This window comes from Luteimonas deserti (assembly GCF_013425765.1).
Lineage (GTDB): Bacteria > Pseudomonadota > Gammaproteobacteria > Xanthomonadales > Xanthomonadaceae > Luteimonas > Luteimonas deserti.
This window is the reverse complement of sequence record NZ_JACCJZ010000014.1, coordinates 25,994-44,166: the sequence shown is the minus strand read 5'-3', so window position 1 is coordinate 44,166 and position 18,173 is coordinate 25,994. Positions and strand designations below refer to the sequence as shown.

Here is an 18,173-nt window from a genome sequence, read left to right as displayed (position 1 = left end):
TTCTAAGCGATCGTCCGCTCACCGGGCCGTGGCGCCATCTCCCAGACCAGGCGCCGCCCGCCTGCGCGCAGCCAGGCGTCGAAGTCGCGATCGAAGACGAGGTCCCCGGCCGCGAGCAGACGCCCTTGCGGGTCGGACAGCAGCGGCAGTCGGGTGCGCACCCACGGCGGAATCTCCAGCACCTGCAGCACGTGTTTGAGCGCATGCGTGTGCGCACGGCCGGGCAGGGCGATACGCTCGCCACCCCGGCGGGCATGCACGCGCCATGCAGGCGCCGCATCCACCGGGCCGTCGAGGAGCAGCCGGTCGCCGCCCGGCAGCACGAGCGGCGCGCTCGCGGTCCACGCCAGCGCGAGCCCGGCGGGCAGCGGCGCGCGGATCGGCGCCGCATGCAGCAGGTCACGCCAGCGCTGCAGCCGGCAGCCCGCCCAGTCGAACCTGGGCGCACGATCGAGCCGGGCTTCGAGCGCGCTGTCCAGCCAGCGCACGCCCTCGCGCGGCAGCGGTGGCAGTCCGAGCGCGGCCAACCAGCGACGCAGCACGCGCGCGCGTCGGGCGGCCGGTTCCGCGCACAGTCGATCGAGCCGCAGCACGTCGGCCTGCAGCGTGCGCGCATCCGCCAGCGCCGTCGCGTCCGCGCCCTCGAGCAGATCGACGGTCTCGCGCTGCAGGGCAGCGGTGGTCGACAGGGCCGCATCCGCGCCGGGCCAGCGCGTGCGCAGCAGGGGCAGCACCCGGTTGCGCAGGAAATTGCGGTCGGCCGCATCGCAGTCGTTGCTCGGGTCGTCGATCCAGCGCAGGTCGTGCACCTGTGCGTAGGCGCGCAGCGCGGCGCGCGGCGTGTCGAGGAAGGGGCGCCACAGCCAGCCACGGCCGAAGCGCCGTGTGGCCGGCATCCCGGCGAGGCCATCCGGGCCCGAGGCCCGCAACGCGCGCAGCAGGACCGTCTCGGCCTGGTCGTCGCGATGGTGGCCGAGCGCGAGGCAGCCCGCGGCAGGCACCCGCGGCGCGAAAACGCCGTACCGGGCCTCGCGGGCGGCGGCCTCGGGCCCGTGCCCACGGTCCTCGACGGTGACGCGCACGATGTCCAGCGGCACGCCGAGCGCATCGCAGACGGCGGCGCAATGCTTGGCCCATGCGTCGGCATCCGCGTGCAGGCCATGGTTGACGTGCACCGCGCGCAGGCCGTGCGCGCCGGATTCCCCAGCACGCAGCAACCGGTGGAGCAGGACGGTGGAATCGAGTCCGCCGCTGAAGCCGACCAGCACGGGCCCGTCCGAAGGCGGTGGGATCAACAGGGGAACGGGCGGTGCGGCGGACATCGGGGCATGGTGCCATGCGGCGGATGCTGCGATCCGGTGGCGGCATCGCGGACGCGGCCGCCCGCGCCTACAGTCGTCGCTCCTGCGTCTCCGGTGTCCTGCATGTCCGCCCTGTTCTCGCCCTTGTCCCAGCGCGGTCTCGTGTTGCGCAACCGCATCTCGGTGTCGCCGATGTGTCAGTACAGCTCGGTCGACGGCCTGCCCGACACCTGGCACCTCGTGCATCTGGGCAGCCGCGCGGTCGGCGGCGCCGGCGTGGTGATGACCGAGGCCGCGGCAGTGTCCGCGGCCGGGCGGATCTCGCCCGACGATGCCGGCATCTGGAACAGCGCCCAGGCCGAGGCCTGGGCGCCGATCGCGCGATTCATCCGCGCGCAGGGCGCGGTACCGGCCATCCAGCTCGCGCACGCCGGTCGCAAGGCGAGCACTTGGGCGCCGTGGCGCGGACGCGGCGCCGTCCCGGTCGGGAACGGCGGCTGGCAGGTCGTGGGCCCGTCGACACGGGCCTACGACGCGCATCATCCGTCGCCACGCCCGCTCGACGCCGCGGGTATCGCGGACGTGGTCGACGCGTTCCGTGCGGGGGCGGTGCGCGCCCGCGAAGCCGGGTTCGAGCTCGCGGAAATCCACGCGGCCCACGGGTACCTGCTGCACCAGTTCCTGTCGCCGCTGGCGAACGATCGCGACGACGCCTGGGGCGGCAGTTTCGACAACCGGGTGCGGCTGCTGCTCGACGTCGTCGACGCGGTGCGCGGTGTCTGGCCCGAGCGCCTGCCACTGTGGGTGCGCGTCTCGGCGACGGACTGGGTGGACGGCGGCTGGGACCTCGCGCAGACCCTCCGACTGGCGCACCTGCTGAAGGCCCGCGGCGTGGATCTCATCGACACCTCGAGCGGTGGCCTCTCGCCGCTGCAGTCGATCGACGTGGCCCCCGGCTACCAGGTGCCGTTCGCGCGGCGTCTCCGTGAGGGGGCGGGAATCGCCACGGGTGCAGTCGGATTGATCACCACGGCCGCCCAGGCCGAAGGCATCGTCGCGAACGGGGACGCCGACATCGTGCTGCTGGCACGCGAGCTGCTGCGTGATCCGTATTTCCCGCGCCGCGCCGCGCGCGAACTCGGCGCGGACATCGTCACGCCGGACCCCTACCGCCGCGCGTGGTGAACCGGCTCGGCGCGCCAGTGCTTCGGCGGTGCGCCGATCGGTGTCGGTGACGTCGAAGGACACCTCGCGCGGGCCGGCGTCGGCCATCGTCAGGATCAGCGCGTCGTCGTGACGATCGCCCACGCGCAGCAGGGGCGGTCGCGTGACGTCGCGCGCACCCGGCACCTGCGGTACGAATGCGTATCCGGTGCCGACGGGGGGCGGGCGTCGCGCCGTCGCCGCTGGCGTCGATCAGACGCAGCCAGGGCGACCGCGAACGCGCGGCCTTCAATCACGCGCGCGGTGTCGCCCGCGCCGTGCACGGGCGGACTGCGCAGCATCTGCAGCGACACAGCAGGCACCGTGTCGAGATCGCCGATGCGTCCGGCCGGGGCGGCCAGCATCGGGGCGGTCGCCGACGCGGTCGCGTCCGACACCCCGGCCCGGCTCGCGGCCGCGTGCATTCGACGGATCTCGTGTTCGAGTTCGACGAGGACGGGCGCGTTGCACGCGGCCTGCGCGGCCGCGGCGAACGCAGGTGCGCGTATCGCCACCTCCCGCTTCAGATCATCAGCGGCCACGAACACGCCGGCGGACGCGAGCGCCGGGCCGACGGTCAGGGCGGGAGCCGGGCAGTGGAGGGGATGCGGCGCGGGATCGACCTCAGCGAGCCATCCATTCGTCGAGGCGGCCACGCGTCTGCCGTGAGGCAGGAACCGCCACCGTCGCCCGAGCCCCGAAGCGCTGTCGTGGGCCTTGCTACGCCGCCTCGTAGGCGCCGTAGCTGCGCAGCCGCTCGTAGCGCCGTTGCAGCAGGCTGTCCACCGGCAGCTGCTCGAGCTGGTCGAGTTCGTTCATCAGCACGGCCTTGAGGCGCGTGGCCGTCTGGCGGGGATTGCGGTGGGCACCGCCGATCGGCTCGCGCACCACCTTGTCGATCAGGCCGAGCGACTTCAGACGCTTGGCGGTGAGCCCCAACTGCTCGGCCGCATCGCGCGCCTTGGCCGCGTCCTTCCACAGGATCGAGGCGCAGCCTTCCGGCGAGATCACCGAGTAGGTGCTGTACTCGAGCATCAGCGTGCGGTCGCCGACGCCGATCGCCAGCGCGCCGCCCGAGCCGCCTTCACCGATCACGGTGCAGATGATCGGGGTCCGCAGCTCGGCCATCTCCAGCAGGTTGCGTGCGATGGCTTCGGACTGGCCGCGTTCCTCGGCGCCGATGCCCGGATAGGCGCCGGGGGTGTCGATGAAGGTCAGCAGCGGCAGCTTGAAGCGCTCGGCCATCTTCATCAGGCGCAGCGCCTTGCGGTAGCCCTCCGGGCGCGGCATGCCGAAGTTGCGACGCACCTTGGTCTTGGTGTCGCGGCCCTTCTGGTGGCCGATGATCACCACGCTGCGGCCATCGATGCGCCCGAGGCCGCCGACGATCGCGGCATCGTCGGAATAGGCCCGGTCGCCGGCCAGCTCCTCGAATTCGTCGCAGAAGACCTTGATGTAGTCCAGGGTGTAGGGCCGCTGCGGGTGGCGCGCGAGCTGCGAGACCTGCCACGGGGTGAGATCGCGGAAGATGTGCGCGGTGCGCTTGCGCAGCTTGTCGCGCAAGGTGGCGAGTTCGGCGTCGATGTTGACCGCGGGGCCGTCGCTGGCCTTGCGCAGTTCCTGGATCTTGGCTTCCAGGTCGGCGATGGGCTGCTCGAAATCGAGGTAGTTCGGATTCATGCGTGGGACTGCCGGGATGGGGCGGTGGCGCGTCCGCGGTGCGCGGATCGGGCCTGGCCGAAAGGGCGACAGTCTAGCCGACCGGGCCGGGGGGCGCCGTACGTGGGCGTCTGGACTGGAGATCGCAGCACGTTGACGGATGTTGCAGACCGCGCTCCGTCGCGCTCAGTGCGCCCAGGGCTTGGCCATGTCGAGCCGCGCGATGCGCACGCCCGGCTGGGCGCGCAGGGTGCCCGGCAGCTCGGCATCGGCCCGGATTGATTGCGTGCCGTTGACGTCCAGCGTGCCTGCAGCGCCTGCCGGCAGCAGCAGATCGAGCCGCAGGGCGGTCTTGCCCGGCCGGTGCTGGGCCAGCACCTGCTCGACCCGGGCGAGGGTGCCGGGCACCCCCAGATCGAGCCGCAGCGACAGCCGCCGCGCATGCTCGGGACACACCGCGTGGAAGTCCCAGCAGCGCTTCACGCGCAGCGCGAAGCCGCCGCTGAACTCGTCCTCGCGCAGGCCGCCCTCGACGATGAGGATGCGATCGCGGGTGAGCAGGTGGGCGTATTCGTTGGACGCCTCGGCGAAGAAGCCGCATTCCAGCCGGCCCCGGCCGTCCTCCAGCAGGACGAACGCCTGCGAGTCGCCGCGCTTGCGCAGGGAGGTCACCTGCCCGGCGATGATCACCTGGGTCTCGGGGCGCCAGCTGTTGCCGCCACCCTTGGTGTCGCGCGCGGCCCACAGACTGTCGAGCTGGCTGAGGTCGGTGCCGACCAGCGCCTGCAGCTCTTCGCGGTAGGGATCGAGCGGATGGCCACTGAGGTAATGGCCGAGGGTCTCGCGCTCGCCTTCGAGCTTCTGCCGCAGCGGCCACTCCTCGCATTCGGGCAGGTCGATGTGCAGGCCGTCGTCGCCGCCGGCACTGCTGCCGAACATGTCGACGATGCCTGCGCTGCGGTTGCGCGCCAGCTGGTCGGTGGCCTTCAGCGCTTCGGGCAGCTGCAACATGAGCGAGGCGCGGTTACGTCCCAGGCCATCCAGCGCGCCGGCGTTGATCAGGGCTTCGAGCGTACGCTTGTTCATCCGCGCCGAATCCACCCGTCGGCAGAAATCCAGGATGTCGGTGTAGGGGCCGCCCTGGCGGCGTGCCTCGACGATGTTCTCGCAGGCGCCGCGGCCGACGCCCTTCACCGCACCGAGCCCATAGCGGATCGTCTGCCCGCGGTTCGCGTCCGGACCGGATCCGGACCCGCCGATGGCCTCGAACATGAAGGCCGACGCATTGACGTCCGGCGGCAGCACCTCCAGGCCCATCGTCCGCGCCTCGGTCAGAAAGCCGGTGACCTTGTCGGTGTTGTCCATGTCCGACGACAGCACCGCGGCCATGAACTCGGCCGGGTAGTGCACCTTGAGCCACGCGGTCTGGTAGGCCACCAGCGCATAGGCGGCCGAGTGCGACTTGTTGAAGCCGTACTCGGCGAACTTCTCCATCAGGTCGAAGATCTGTGTCGCGACCTTCGGATCCACGCCGTTGGCCGCCGAGCCCGCCTCGAACTTGGCGCGCTCCTTGGCCATTTCCTCGGCCTTCTTCTTGCCCATCGCGCGACGCAGCAGATCCGCGCCGCCCAGCGAATAGCCGGCCAGGACCTGGGCGATCTGCATCACCTGTTCCTGGTAGACGATGACGCCGTAGGTCGGGGAGAGCACCGGCTCGAGCGAGGGATGCGGGTAGGTGACGTCCGTGCGGCCGTGCTTGCGGTCCACCCATTCCTTGTCCATCCCCGAGCCCAGCGGGCCCGGCCGGAACAGCGCGGCGAGCGCGATGATGTCCTCGAAGGTGTCGGGCTGGGCGCGCTTGAGCAGCTCGCGCATGCCGCGCGATTCGAACTGGAACACCGCGACCGTGTCGCCGCGCGCGAACAGCTTGTAGCTCTCGACGTCGTCGAGCGGCAGCGCGGCGATGTCCAGCGGCGCCTCGCCGGCGGCCGCGCGGCGCGCGTTGATCGCCTTGACCGCCCAGTCGATGATGGTGAGCGTGCGCAGGCCGAGGAAGTCGAACTTCACCAGGCCCACCGATTCGACGTCGTCCTTGTCGAGCTGGGTGACCGGGTTGCGGCCGAGGCCGCCCTCGTCGTGTTCGGCGAACAGCGGGCAGAAATCGCTGAGCGGCGACGGCGCGATGACCACGCCGCCGGCGTGCTTGCCGGCGTTGCGGGTCAGGTCCTCGAGCTGCAGCGCGAGATCGAGCAGGTCGCGGACGTCGTCCTCGTCGTTGTAGCGCGCGATCAGTTCGTCCGAACGCCAGGCATCGTCGCTGCGCGACTTCTCGGTGCGGCCGAGCGCATCGTCGAGGCCGATGCCGAGCGTCATCGGCACCAGCTTGGCGACGCCGTCCACGAAGCCGTAGGGAAAGCCGAGCACGCGTCCGGTGTCGCGCACCACGGCCTTCGCGGCCATGGTGCCGTAGGTGATGATCTGGCTGACGCGGTCGCGGCCGTACTTCGCGGCGACGTAGTCGATGACCTCGTCGCGCCGGTCCATGCAGAAGTCGATGTCGAAGTCGGGCATCGACACGCGTTCGGGATTGAGGAAGCGCTCGAACAGCAGGTCGTAGGGCAGCGGATCGATGTCGGTGATCTTCAGCGCCCAGGCGACCAGCGAGCCCGCACCGGAACCGCGGCCGGGACCGACCGGAATGTCGTGTTCCTTGGCCCACTTGATGAAGTCCGAGACGATCAGAAAGTAGCCCGGAAACCCCATCTTGGTGATGACGTCGAGCTCGACGTCGAGGCGCTCGATGTAGCTCTCGCGCGTGTGGCCGGGCGCCAGCGGGTATTTCGCCAGGCGCTCCTCCAGGCCCTCGTGCGCCTGGGCGCGGATCCAAGTGTCGAGCGTGTGTTCGCTGGGCACCGGATACGCGGGCAGGTAGTACGTGCCCAGCCGCAGTTCGAGATTGCAGCGCTGGGCGAGCGCGAGCGTGTTGTCGATCGCGTCGGGCACGTCGTTGAACAGCGCGGCCATCTCGTCGCCGGACTTCAGGTACTGCTCGCGCGTGTAGAGCTTCGGCCGACGCGGATCGTCGAGTACGCGGCCGGTGGCGATGCACACGCGCGCCTCGTGGGCGTCGAAGCCTTCGGCGTCGAGGAAGCGCGCGTCGTTGCCGGCGACCACAGGCAGCGACAGGTCCGACGAGACCTGCAGCGCCAGCGCGTTGTGCACGGCCTCGTCGTCGAAGCCGCAGCGCGTGAGCTGCAGGAACAGCCGGTCGTCGAACACGGCGCGCCAGTCCGCGTACCACTGCCGCGCCAGATCGTCGCGGCCGCCGCCGAGCAGCTTCGCGGCCGGCCCGTGGCGCCCGGCGATCGCGAACAGGCCGGCATTGGCCTCGCGCAGCCATTCGGGCCGCACCACCACGCCGTCGGTACGGTGGCCTTCCATCCACGCGCGCGTCAACAGCCGCGACAGCGACAGGTAGCCGTCGTGGTCGCGGCACAGCAGGGTCAGCGTGGACGCAGGCCCGTCGCCGTCGGCCAGCGCGATGTCCGCACCCATCACCGGCTTGATGCCGGCGCCTTCCGCGGCCCGGTAGAACTTCACCAGCGCGAACAGGTTGTTGCGGTCGGTCAGCGCGACAGACGGCTGGCCCAGCGCCGCGCACCGTTTGACCAGCCCCTTGATCCGGATCGTCGAATCGGAGAGCGAGTACTCGCTGTGGACATTGAGATGGACGAAGCGCGCGGGCATTGCAGCGGAATCGGAGCCTGTCGGCAGAGGGGCGAGGTGCCGGGTCGCGCCGGCGCGCGCGCCATGCCGGTTCGGCATGGAGGGCAGGTGCGGGGCGGAGGCTCAGGTTAGGGCGGCGCGCAGGCGGGAACAAGGCTTGACAGGCCGGGCTGCGCAGGCGGATGGCTCAGCGGGACAGATGGCCCCGGCGCTCGCGCCAGATCGTGAACGGCACCGGCTCGCCCTCCCCGAGCTGGACGGTTTCGATCCGCAGCGGCAGCGTCCGCACTCGGAGCCGCGCACGGACCGACTGCCCGTCGGCATCGAGCAGCTCGACCAGCGCGAAGGGTGGATCCGGAAGCTCGCACCGGGCATCCGCCCCGCAGCCGTCGTGTGGAACCGCCTGGACCCGGATGGCGGCCGCGCCCGGAGCACGGAGTTCCGGCACCGACTCGACATGGGCACGCACTGCATCGAAATCGGCGTGGACCGCATACGGCGCGACGGCCGATGGCGTGTAGTCGACCAGGGCGTACGCGTCGAAGCGGCTGCCGTCACCGGCTTCCTCGAACGTCTGCGCCTGCCAGCGCGCGGTGAGCATCGCACCGGTCGCGGGCTCCGGCGCATGGGCGGTCATCAACAGCCGCAGGATCGTGCCGTCGGCGGCCAGCAGCTCGTCATAGTGGTAGTCGAAGTTGGACTCCCGGTACAGGAACTGCAGCACCGCGGTCTGGAGCGTATCGGGCGCAGGCGGGTCGGCGGGCGCGGCAGGCAGCGCCGCCGGGTCGGCTGGGGCCGTCTGCACGGACGTCGGCGCGGACACGGCCTGCGCGGCCGGTGGGGCGCCCGGTGCCGCGACGGGCCCGGGTTCGCGTCCGCAGCCCGGCAGAGCGAGCGCGCACAGCACAGCGACCGTCGCGCGCCATGCGCGCCCGTTCACGCGAGCTCCGTGAACAGGTCGGGCATGGCCATCCGCACCGGCGCGAAGCTGCGCCGGTGGTGTTCGCAAGGACCATGGGCCAGCAGCGCCGCGAAGTGCGAAGGCGCGCTGTACCCCTTGTGGCGATCGAATCCGTACGCGGGGAACTGCGCATGCAGCGCGACCATCGCCCGGTCGCGCGCGACCTTGGCGAGGATGGACGCGGCCATGATCGCCTGCTCGCTGGCATCACCGCCGACGATCGCCCGCGCCGGACAGGGCAGGCCGGGAGGCACGCGATTGCCGTCGACCAGCACGCGCTCGGCCGCCGGTGCCAGCGCCTCGACCGCGCGCCGCATGCCGGCGAGGGTGGCGTGGTAGATGTTGACGCGGTCGATCTCCTCGACGCCGACGAATTCGATCCGCCAGGCGAGGGCGCGATCGACGATCTGCGGATAGAGCGCCTCGCGGCGCTTCTCGCTGAGTTTCTTCGAGTCGTCCAGGCCGTCGATCGGCCGGCGGGGATGCAGGACCACCGCGGCGACCACGACCGGGCCGGCCAGCGGTCCACGACCCGCCTCGTCGACGCCGGCCGTGCGCAGGGGCCGCGTCACGACCTGGACTCCGATGTCGTGGGCAGGGGCAGCGCGGGCACGGCCAGACCCGCGACCGCCTCGGCCGCGGTCGCCGATGCGCCCTGGCGCAGTTGCAGGTGCAGGTCCCGGTACACGGGCTGCAGCGCGGCCGCGGCGTCCGGGTCGCGGAGCCAGCGCAGCACCGCCGCCGACAGGTTGTCGGGCGTGCACGCCTCCTGCATGAACTCAGGCACGATCGTGCGCCCGGCCAGCACGTTGGGCAGCGAGAAGCGATCGACCTTCATCAGCTTGAACAGACGCACGAGGAACGCGGTGCTCGGCGCGATGCGGTAGCCGACGACCATCGGCCGCTTCGCGAGCAGCGCTTCCAGCGTCGCCGTGCCGGAGGCGAGCAGCACGACATCGCTGGCGACCATCGCGGTGCGCGCCTGGCCATCGATCACCTGCACGTCCATCGCGGCGAAACGCGGCTGCGCGAGCAGGGCGTCGATCGCGGCGCGGCAGGCGGCGTTCGCGGCCGGAACGACGATGCGCAAGCCCGGCAGGGCGGCGGCGACACGCGCGGCGGCGTCGAGAAAGACCTCGCCGAGCCGCCCGATCTCGCCCAGGCGCGAGCCCGGCAGGACTGCGAGCACCGGTGCATCGTGCGCGAGTCCAAGCGCGTCGCGCGCAGCGGCGCGATCGGGTTCGAGCGCAAGCATCTCCGCCAGCGGGTGGCCGACGAAACGTGCATCGACGTCGTGTGCGGCGTAGATCGGCGGCTCCATCGGGAACAGGCACAGCACCAGGTCGGCGCTGCGCCCGATCTTCGCCGCGCGCCCCTCGCGCCAGGCCCAGATCGAGGGACTCACGTAGTGCACGGTGCGGATCCCGCGGTCTTTCAGCGTGCGCTCGAGGCCGAGATTGAAGTCGGGCGCGTCGATGCCGATGAAGACATCCGGTCGCCAGTCGATCAGACGTGCGCGCAGACCGCGGCGCAAGCCGAGCAGGCGCGGCAGGTGGCGCAGCACTTCCGACAATCCCATCACCGCAAGCGCCGACGCGTCGTGCCAGGTGTCCATGCCCGCGGCGCGCATCGCGTCGCCGCCAACGCCGGCGAATTCGACGTCGGGATGACGCGCCCGCAGTTGCTCGATCAGGCCGGCGCCGAGCAGGTCGCCGGAGGCTTCGCCGGCGACCAGGGCGACGCGAAGCGTGGCGCCGGGAGCGCGATTCGTGGTGGGAGACGGATTCGACAAGGCGGGGTCGTGCTGCAGCCGTTCGCTATGCGCATTCTGCGCCTGCCGGCCGTTGATCACCAATCGCGGACCTAGCGCAGCAGCGGCCGTTCGCCGGCATCGATGAACGCGAGCATCGCGCGCACGTCGTCGCTTTCGCCCGCCAGTTCCGCGAGGCGCGCGCGCGCGGTGTCGAGCGGGTCGCCGGACACGTAGAGCGCGCGGTACGCGCGCTTGATCGCGGCGGTGCGCGCGCTGTCGAAGCCGCGCCGCTTCAGGCCCTCGGCGTTGATCCCGCGCGGCCGGCCGTAACCGTCCTGGGCCACCATCACGAACGGCGGCACGTCGCCGTTGACGAAAGCGCCCATGCCGATGAAGGCGTGGGCGCCGATGCGGCAAAACTGGTGGATGCCGGTGAAGCCGCTGAGGATGACGTGATCGCCGACCTCGACATGACCGGCCAGCGTGGCGTTGTTGGAGAACACGCAGTGGTTGCCGACGATGCAGTCGTGGGCCACGTGGGTGTAGGCGAGGAACCAGTTGTCGTCACCGATGCGGGTGACGCCGCCGCCGTCGCCGGTGCCGCGGTTGAGGGTCACGAACTCGCGGATGGTATTGCGGTCGCCGATGACCAGTTCGACCCGCTCCCCCGTGAACTTCTTGTCCTGCGGCTCGCCGCCGATCGCGGCATGGCCGTGGATGCGGTTGTCCCGGCCGATGCGCGTCGGGCCCTGGATGCTGCAGTGCGGGCCGACCGAGGTGCCGGCGCCGATCTCGACCCCGGCGCCGACCAGCGTGAAGGCGCCGATGCGCACGTCCTCGCCCAGGCTCGCGCCGGGATCGACGACAGCGCTGGGATGGATGGACGGCGCGCCCACGTCAGCGCTTCACTTCGGCGCAGACGATGTCCGCGCACGCCGCCTGCTCGCCGTCGACACGCGCGACGCCCGAATACATCGTCATATTGCGGATCTCGCGCCGGATCGTGACCTCGAGATCGAGGCGGTCGCCCGGCTCGACCATGCGCGAGAACTTGGCCGCATCCACCTTCACCAGATACGACAGCGTGCCGTCGTAGCAGATGCCGCGACTCAGGTGGCTGAGGATGCCGCCGGCCTGGGCCAGCGCCTCGATGACGAGCACGCCCGGCATCACCGGATGATCCGGGAAATGGCCCTGGAAGAAGTGCTCGTTCACCGACACGTTCTTGTAGCAGAGCACGCGCTTGCCGGCCTCGAACTCGACCACCCGGTCGACCAGCAGAAACGGATAGCGGTGCGGCAACAGCTTGTGGATGCCGGCGATGTCGATCGGCAGCGTCACGTCCAACGTCATTCCTCCCCCTTTGCACGGGCGCCGATGCGGCGCGCGAGCGAATCGAGCTGGCGGATCCGCACGGCATTCTTGCGCCATTCCCGGGTGGGCTGGGCGGGAATGCCGGCCGAATACTCGCCGGGCTCGGTAATCGATGCCGACACCATCGTCATCGCATGGACGACGACGCGATCGCAGATCTCCAGATGACCCGCCACGCCGACCTTGCCGGCGAGCAGGCAGTAACGCCCGATGCGCGTGCTGCCGGCGATGCCGACGCAGCCCGCCACCGCGGTGTGCGCCCCGATGCGCACGTTGTGGCCGACCTGGATCAGGTTGTCCAGGCGCACGTCCTCCTCGATCACGGTGTCGTCGAGCGCGCCGCGGTCGATGGTGGTGTTGGCACCGATGTCGCAGTCGTCGCCGATCACGACGCCGCCGAGCTGCGGCACGTTGATCCAGTGGCCATCGACCATCGCCAGGCCGAAGCCGTCGGCGCCGAGCACCGCGCCCGGATGCAGGGTCACGCGCTGACCGAGCCGCACACGGGTGACGAGCGTCACGCGCGCCACCAGCCGGCAGCCCGCGCCGATCACGCAGTCCTCGCCGACCACGCAGCCCGGACCCACGGTGACCCCGGCGCCGATGCGGCTGCGCGCACCGATGCTGACGTGCGGCCCGATCGAAGCGGTGGGATCGACCTCGGCGGATGCGTCGACGACCGCCGACGGATGGATCCCCGCGGGTGCGGCGGCACGGACCTCGAACAGGGCCGCGATCCGCGCATAGGCGACGTAGGGGTCGCGCGCGACCAGGGCCGTGCCGCCGTAGGCTGCGGCATCCGCCTCGCGCAACACCACGATGCCGGCGCGGGTCTGCGCCAGCTGCGGGCGATAGCGCGGATTGGACAGGAACGCCAGCTGGTCGGGACCGGCGCCGGCCAGGGTCGCCACGCCGGCGACCTCGGTCTCGCCGGCGCCGTGCACGCTCAGGCCGAAACGTTCGGCCAGTGCGCTGGCAGTGAAGCAGGTCTGGGACGGGGCGGCCATCGGATCGGCGGTTCCGGCGGTCAGAACGCGCCGCCGAAGGTGAACTGCAGCCGCTCGACCTCGTCGGCCTGCTTGATCAGTTCACCCGAACCGCCGCGCACCTCGTTCTGCTGGCGCAGCGGATACGCGTAGCTGATCGAGATCGGACCGACCGGCGCGCGCCACATCAAGGCCACGCCGGCCGAAGCGCGCAGTTCCTTGGCATCCCAGCTGTCGACGTCCTTGTAGACGTTGCCGAAATCGACGAACGCCGAAATGCGCGCGGCCGGCGACTTGATCAGCTGCGGGAAGAACATCTCCACCGAACCGATCGTCTTCACCGCGCCGCCGATCGGCTGCAGGAAGCTGCTGCCGAAGGCGGTCTCGCGCGGGCCGAGGGTGTTGTCGCGGAAACCGCGCACCGAACGCGGGCCACCGGCGTAGAAGTTCTCGAAGAACGGCAGGCCGTTGGCGGTCAACGTGTTGAGGTAATCCGGGGACGAGGGATCGCACGGGTCGCTCGGCGCCGGACCGGGCACCGCCGTGTCGACGACGCCGTCGCCGTTGCTGTCGACGAACGTGGGCCCGGTGAAGCAGACGTTGCGCACCACGTCGCTGCCGTAACTGTCGCCGTAGCCGAGCTCGGCGCGGGTGTTGAGGACCAGGTGACGGTTGATCGGCCAGTACTTCGAGATCTCGTAGTTGAGCTTGTAATACTCGGCCGTGGAGCCGGGCAGGGTGGTCTCCAGCGAGACGCGCTGCATCATGCCGCGGGTGGGCTGCAGGAAGTCGTTCCGGGTGTCGCGGGCCCAGGCCAGCTCCGCGCGCCAGGCGTGGAAGGTGCGCGAGCCGAACGCGTCGATGTAGTCGACGATCGACTCCGGCGACGAGCCCCGGAACGCGAAGATCTGGTTGCGGTCGACGCCGAACAGCAGCGAGATCGAGTCGTTCTCGGTCAACGGAATGCCGAGGATCGCCTGGCCCGCGGCGCTGGTCGAGGAGTACTGGGCGGTATTGAACTCGGAGTTGTCGAATTCGCGCCACCACAGGTTGTAGCCCAGCGACATGCCGCCGTCGGTGAAGTACGGGTTCATGAAGGAGAACGAGTAGCGCTGCAGGTAGACGTTGCGCTGCGCCTCCACCGACACGCGGTTGCCGCTGCCGAGGAAGTTGTTCTGCGACAGCTGCACCGAGGTGGTCACGCCGGCCAGCTGCGAATAACCCAGGCCGAAGGTGAAACTGCCCGAGGTGGTCTCGGTGACGCTGAACACCACGTCGACCTCGTCGTTGCTGCCCGGAACCGGCTGGGTCTCGACGTTGACGCTGCCCGATTCGAAGTAACCCAGGCGCTGCAGACGGACCTTGGAGCGGTCGACCGCGGCCTGCGAATACCAGCTGCCCTCGAACTGGCGCATCTCGCGGCGCATCACCTCGTCGGAGGTGCGGTTGTTGCCCTTGAACTGCAGTCGGCGCACCTGCACGCGCGGGCCCGGGACCACCTGCAGATTGATCGCCACGGTGCGGTTCTCGCGGTCGACCTCGGGCACCGGATTGACCTGGGCGAAGGCGTAGCCGATGTTGCCGAGGGTCGCGGTGATCGCATCGGAGCTCAGCTCGAGCAGGGCGCGCGAGAACACCTGGTCCTTCTGCACGAACACCCGCTTTTCGATCTCGTCCTTGGGCAGCACCGTGTTGCCGGTGATCTGCACGTCGGACACCTTGTAGATCTCGCCCTCGGTGATGCCGGCGGTGATGAACATGTCCGCCTTGTCGGGGCTGATCGCGACCTGGATGCTGTCCTCGCTGAAGTCGATGTAGCCGCGGTCGAGGTAGAAGTTGTGCAGCTTCTCCCGGTCGCCCTCGAGCTTCTCGCGCGAGTACTGGTCGTCGCGGCGGTACCAGCTGAGCCAGTTGGACTCGCCCGATTCCCAGTTGTCGGTCAGCGTGTCGAGGTCGTAGACCTCGTTGCCGATGATGTTGATGTGGCGGATCTTGGCCGCCTTGCCTTCCTCGATGTTGATCGCGATGTCGACGCGGTTGCGGTCCAGGCGCGACACCGTCGGCGTGATGCGCACGTTGTACTTGCCGCGGTTGTTGTACTGGCGCACCAGTTCCTGGGTCACGCGGTCGAGATCGAGCCGGTCGAAGGTCTCGCCCTCCGACAGGCCGATGTCGTTCAGTCCCTTGGTCAGGTCTTCGGTCTTGATGTCCTTGTTGCCGGTCAGGGTCAGGCGGTTGATCGCCGGACGCTCGGTGACCGTGAACACCAGGATGTCGCCCTGGCGTGCGACCTGGATGTCCTCGAAGAACCCCGTGCGGTACAGCGCGCGGACCGAATCCGAGATCCGCGACGGGGTCACACTGTCCCCGCGCTCGATCGGCAGGTAGGTGAACACCGTGCCGGCGCCGATGCGCTGCAGGCCGTCCACGCGGATGTCGCTGACGGTGAACACGCTGGCCGATGCGGGCGCCAGTGGCGCGAGGGCGGGCGCGGACGCGTTGGCTGCCGTCTGGGCCCAGGCCGGTGTGGCGATCGCCGTGGCGAGGGCAAGGGCAAGCAGTCGGCGGTCGGGGATTCGCGTCATTCGTCGGGTCCGTCAGGGGAAGGGGTTCCGGCGCGATCTGGCGCGGGAATCCGGGTCGGTAGCAGGCTCAGCGCACCAGTTGCAGGATGTCGTTGTAGAACGCCAGGCCCATCAGGCTGGCCAGCAGGACCAGTCCGACGTATTGCCCGGCGGCCATCGTGCGCTCGCTCACGGGGCTGCCTTTGACCAACTCGATAAGGTAATACAACAGGTGCCCCCCATCCAGCAGCGGGATCGGCAGGAGGTTCAGGATCGCCAGGCTCAGCGACAGCAGCGCGAGGATGGTCAGATACCAGGCCGGGCCCTGCTGGGCGTAGGTATTCGCGGCGCGTGCGATGGTGATCGGTCCCGCGACGGTGTTTTCGATCGCCACACGCCCGGTGAACGCGCGACCGATCATTCCCACCAGCTGTGACGTCAGATGGCCGACCTCGCGCACCGCGACCGGCACCGCCTCGAGCGGACCGTGGCGCTGCATGGCGTCCTTGGGCGGCAGCGGCAGGTTGCGCGGCGGCGCGATCCCGAGGGCCCAGTAGCGGCCGTTGCCGTCCGGCCGGTCGACCTGGCGCGGAGCGATCTCCAGGGCCAGCCGCTCGCCGTCGCGGCGCACTTCGATCATCGCCGGACCGCCACGCGCACCGAGCGCCTGCACCAGCGGGCCGATGTCGTCGAACGACCGCACCGGACTGCCGTCCACCGCGGTCACCTGGTCGCCCTCGGCGAGAATCCCCCAGGCAGCGCTCTCCGGCGCGACGCGGCCGATCAGCGGCGGCGCGAGGAAATGCCGCGGGAGCAGCCCGATCGCCTGTGCGATGCGCCGCTGGTCGAAATCGTCGGGCAGCTGCGACAGGGGCAGGGCGCGTACGCTCTCGCGCTCACGCGCGTCGACCACCTCCAGGCGGACGTCGCGATGATCGAGTGCCGCCGGCATCAGGGCCAGCTGCAGCTCGTTCCAGGTCGGCGTGCGGCGGTCGTCGACGGCCGCGATGCGGTCCCCTGCGCGCAGGCCGGCGGCTTCGGCGATGCCGGTGGCCTGGCCGATGACCGGCGCGTAATCCGGCCGGCCGATCACGAACATCGCCCACAGCAGCGCCACGCACAGCACCAGATTCGCGATCGGCCCGGCGGCGACGATCGCGATGCGCTTCCAGACCGACGCCCGGTTGAAGGCCTGCGCGGCCTCGGCCGGCGGGACCGCGCCTTCACGCTCGTCGAGCATCTTGACGTAGCCGCCCAGCGGGATCATGGCGACCTGGTAGACGGTGCCGTCCCTGCCGCGGCGCGACCACAGCGCCCGCCCGAACCCGACCGAGAACCGAAGCACCTTCACCCCGCACCGGCGGGCCACCCAGTAGTGGCCGAACTCGTGGAAGGTGACCAGCACGCCGAGGCTGACGATCAGCCACCAGACCGAGCCCAGGAAATCAGACATCACGCATGCTCAGGCCACGGTTCCGGAATCGATCGCCCGCCCGGCGACGCGACGGGCGTGCTGGTCGGCATCGCGCAACGCATCCAGCGAGGCGGCGGGGCCGGAGGGGAGCGCGTCGAGGACGTGTTCGACCAGCGCGGGAATCGCTAGAAAACCGATCCGCCCCTGAAGAAAGGCTGAAACGGCGATCTCGTTGGCGGCATTGAGCAGGGCCGGTGCGGTGCCGCCGGCGACGAGCGCCGCCCGCGCCAGCGCCAGACACGGGAAGGCGTCGGTATCGGGCGCCTCGAAGTCGAGCCTGCCGTGCTGCAGCAGATCCAGTCCCGAGACGCCCGATGCGATGCGCGCCGGACTCCCCAGGCCCACCGCCAGCGCAGTGCGCATGTCGGGCAATCCCAACTGGGCGAGGGTGGAACCGTCGATGAACTCCACCAGCGAGTGCACGAGGCTCTGTGGATGGACCAGCACGTCCAGCCGGTCCGACGGCATGGCGAAGAGATGGTGCGCCTCGATCAGCTCGAGGCCCTTGTTCATCAAGGTCGCCGAATCGACCGAGATCTTCGGCCCCATGGACCACTTCGGATGCGCCACCGCCTGCGCCGGGGTCACCTCGGCGAGGGATTCCCGCCCACGGCCACGGAACGGGCCGCCGGACGCGGTGAGCACGATCCGCGCCACGCCACTGCAGTCCCCGTCCGCGGGCAGGCACTGGTGGATCGCATTGTGCTCGCTGTCGATCGGTACGATGGTCGCGCCGGCATCGCGCGCGGCGCGCATCATCAACGCGCCTGCGAGCACCAGCGATTCCTTGTTGGCCAGCAGCACCCGCTTGCCGGCGCGCAGCGCGGCGAGGGTGGAATCCAGCCCGGCCGCGCCGACGATCGCGGCGACCACCGTGTCGCAGGCCCCAGGGTCCGCCGCCAGTGCATCCAGCGCAGCCGTGCCGGCGTGGGCCACGGTCGCCAGACCGGCAGCCTGCAGGCCCGCGCGCAGGTCGAGCAGCGCATCGTCGCGTGCGATCACCGCGTGGTCCGGGCGATGCCTGATGCACAGCGCCACCAGTGCGTCGACGTCGCGCCCGGCCGCGAGCACGCTGGCGCGCAAGCGCCCGGGATGGCGCGCGATGACGTCGAGCGCCGAACCGCCGATCGAGCCCGTGGCGCCGAAGACCGCGACGCTGCGGATCATGCCGA

At 70.5% G+C, this 18,173-nt stretch carries 14 protein-coding genes; 1 reads left to right on the top strand and 13 read right to left on the bottom strand.

Annotated elements, in window-relative coordinates:
- Positions 1-2: 2 nt before the first annotated feature.
- Entirely contained in the window at positions 3-1,322 is a 1,320-nt protein-coding gene (gene tilS / locus H0E82_RS07540; protein WP_180544852.1) for a tRNA lysidine(34) synthetase TilS, read from the bottom strand.
- Positions 1,323-1,424: 102 nt separating this feature from the next.
- Between tilS and H0E82_RS07535 the strand changes: the two genes are divergently transcribed.
- Positions 1,425-2,486, top strand: a complete 1,062-nt coding sequence (locus H0E82_RS07535; RefSeq protein WP_180544851.1) for an NADH:flavin oxidoreductase/NADH oxidase — start codon at positions 1,425-1,427, stop codon at positions 2,484-2,486.
- A 95-nt stretch (positions 2,487-2,581) separates the two neighbouring features.
- On the opposite strand, the gene H0E82_RS07530 is transcribed toward H0E82_RS07535, so the two are convergent.
- The 12 genes from H0E82_RS07530 to dxr form a co-directional block, all read right to left on the bottom strand.
- Positions 2,582-3,160, bottom strand: a complete 579-nt coding sequence (locus H0E82_RS07530) for a hypothetical protein (protein WP_180544850.1) — start codon at positions 3,158-3,160, stop codon at positions 2,582-2,584.
- A gap of 64 nt (positions 3,161-3,224) precedes the next feature.
- A complete protein-coding gene (locus H0E82_RS07525) occupies positions 3,225-4,184 on the bottom strand; it encodes an acetyl-CoA carboxylase carboxyltransferase subunit alpha (RefSeq protein ID WP_180544849.1) in 960 nt (319 codons plus the stop codon).
- Between the two features lie 165 nt (positions 4,185-4,349).
- Positions 4,350-7,910, bottom strand: a complete 3,561-nt coding sequence (gene dnaE, locus H0E82_RS07520) for a DNA polymerase III subunit alpha (RefSeq protein WP_180544848.1) — start codon at positions 7,908-7,910, stop codon at positions 4,350-4,352.
- Between the two features lie 166 nt (positions 7,911-8,076).
- Positions 8,077-8,694 carry a hypothetical protein gene (locus tag H0E82_RS07515; protein ID WP_180544847.1) on the bottom strand — a complete coding sequence of 206 codons (618 nt, stop codon included), beginning with the start codon at positions 8,692-8,694 and terminating at the stop codon, positions 8,077-8,079.
- 131 nt (positions 8,695-8,825) lie between these two features.
- A complete protein-coding gene (rnhB, locus tag H0E82_RS07510; RefSeq protein ID WP_180544846.1) occupies positions 8,826-9,422 on the bottom strand; it encodes a ribonuclease HII in 597 nt (198 codons plus the stop codon).
- Positions 9,419-10,642 (bottom strand): lipid-A-disaccharide synthase, encoded by a 1,224-nt coding sequence (gene lpxB / locus H0E82_RS07505; protein WP_235974228.1) that lies wholly within the window; start codon positions 10,640-10,642, stop codon positions 9,419-9,421. The genes rnhB and lpxB overlap by 4 nt, the downstream gene beginning before the upstream one ends.
- 71 nt (positions 10,643-10,713) lie before the next feature.
- The gene (lpxA, locus tag H0E82_RS07500) at positions 10,714-11,499 is read right to left on the bottom strand and encodes an acyl-ACP--UDP-N-acetylglucosamine O-acyltransferase (protein ID WP_180544845.1); all 786 of its coding nucleotides are present in this window, start codon (positions 11,497-11,499) and stop codon (positions 10,714-10,716) included.
- 1 nt (position 11,500) lies between these two features.
- Positions 11,501-11,956, bottom strand: coding sequence for a 3-hydroxyacyl-ACP dehydratase FabZ (gene fabZ / locus H0E82_RS07495; RefSeq protein ID WP_180544844.1), 456 nt, complete (start codon positions 11,954-11,956; stop codon positions 11,501-11,503).
- Complete coding sequence (gene lpxD / locus H0E82_RS07490; protein ID WP_180544843.1) at positions 11,953-12,984, bottom strand: UDP-3-O-(3-hydroxymyristoyl)glucosamine N-acyltransferase; 1,032 nt, start codon at positions 12,982-12,984, stop codon at positions 11,953-11,955. The genes fabZ and lpxD overlap by 4 nt, the downstream gene beginning before the upstream one ends.
- A 20-nt stretch (positions 12,985-13,004) precedes the next feature.
- Complete coding sequence (gene bamA, locus H0E82_RS07485) at positions 13,005-15,548, bottom strand: outer membrane protein assembly factor BamA (RefSeq protein ID WP_180544842.1); 2,544 nt, start codon at positions 15,546-15,548, stop codon at positions 13,005-13,007.
- Positions 15,549-15,615: 67 nt separating this feature from the next.
- Positions 15,616-16,980, bottom strand: coding sequence for an RIP metalloprotease RseP (gene rseP, locus H0E82_RS07480; RefSeq protein WP_180544841.1), 1,365 nt, complete (start codon positions 16,978-16,980; stop codon positions 15,616-15,618).
- Positions 16,981-16,989: 9 nt separating this feature from the next.
- Positions 16,990-18,168 carry a 1-deoxy-D-xylulose-5-phosphate reductoisomerase gene (gene dxr / locus H0E82_RS07475; RefSeq protein ID WP_180544840.1) on the bottom strand — a complete coding sequence of 393 codons (1,179 nt, stop codon included), beginning with the start codon at positions 18,166-18,168 and terminating at the stop codon, positions 16,990-16,992.
- Positions 18,169-18,173: the final 5 nt, after the last annotated feature.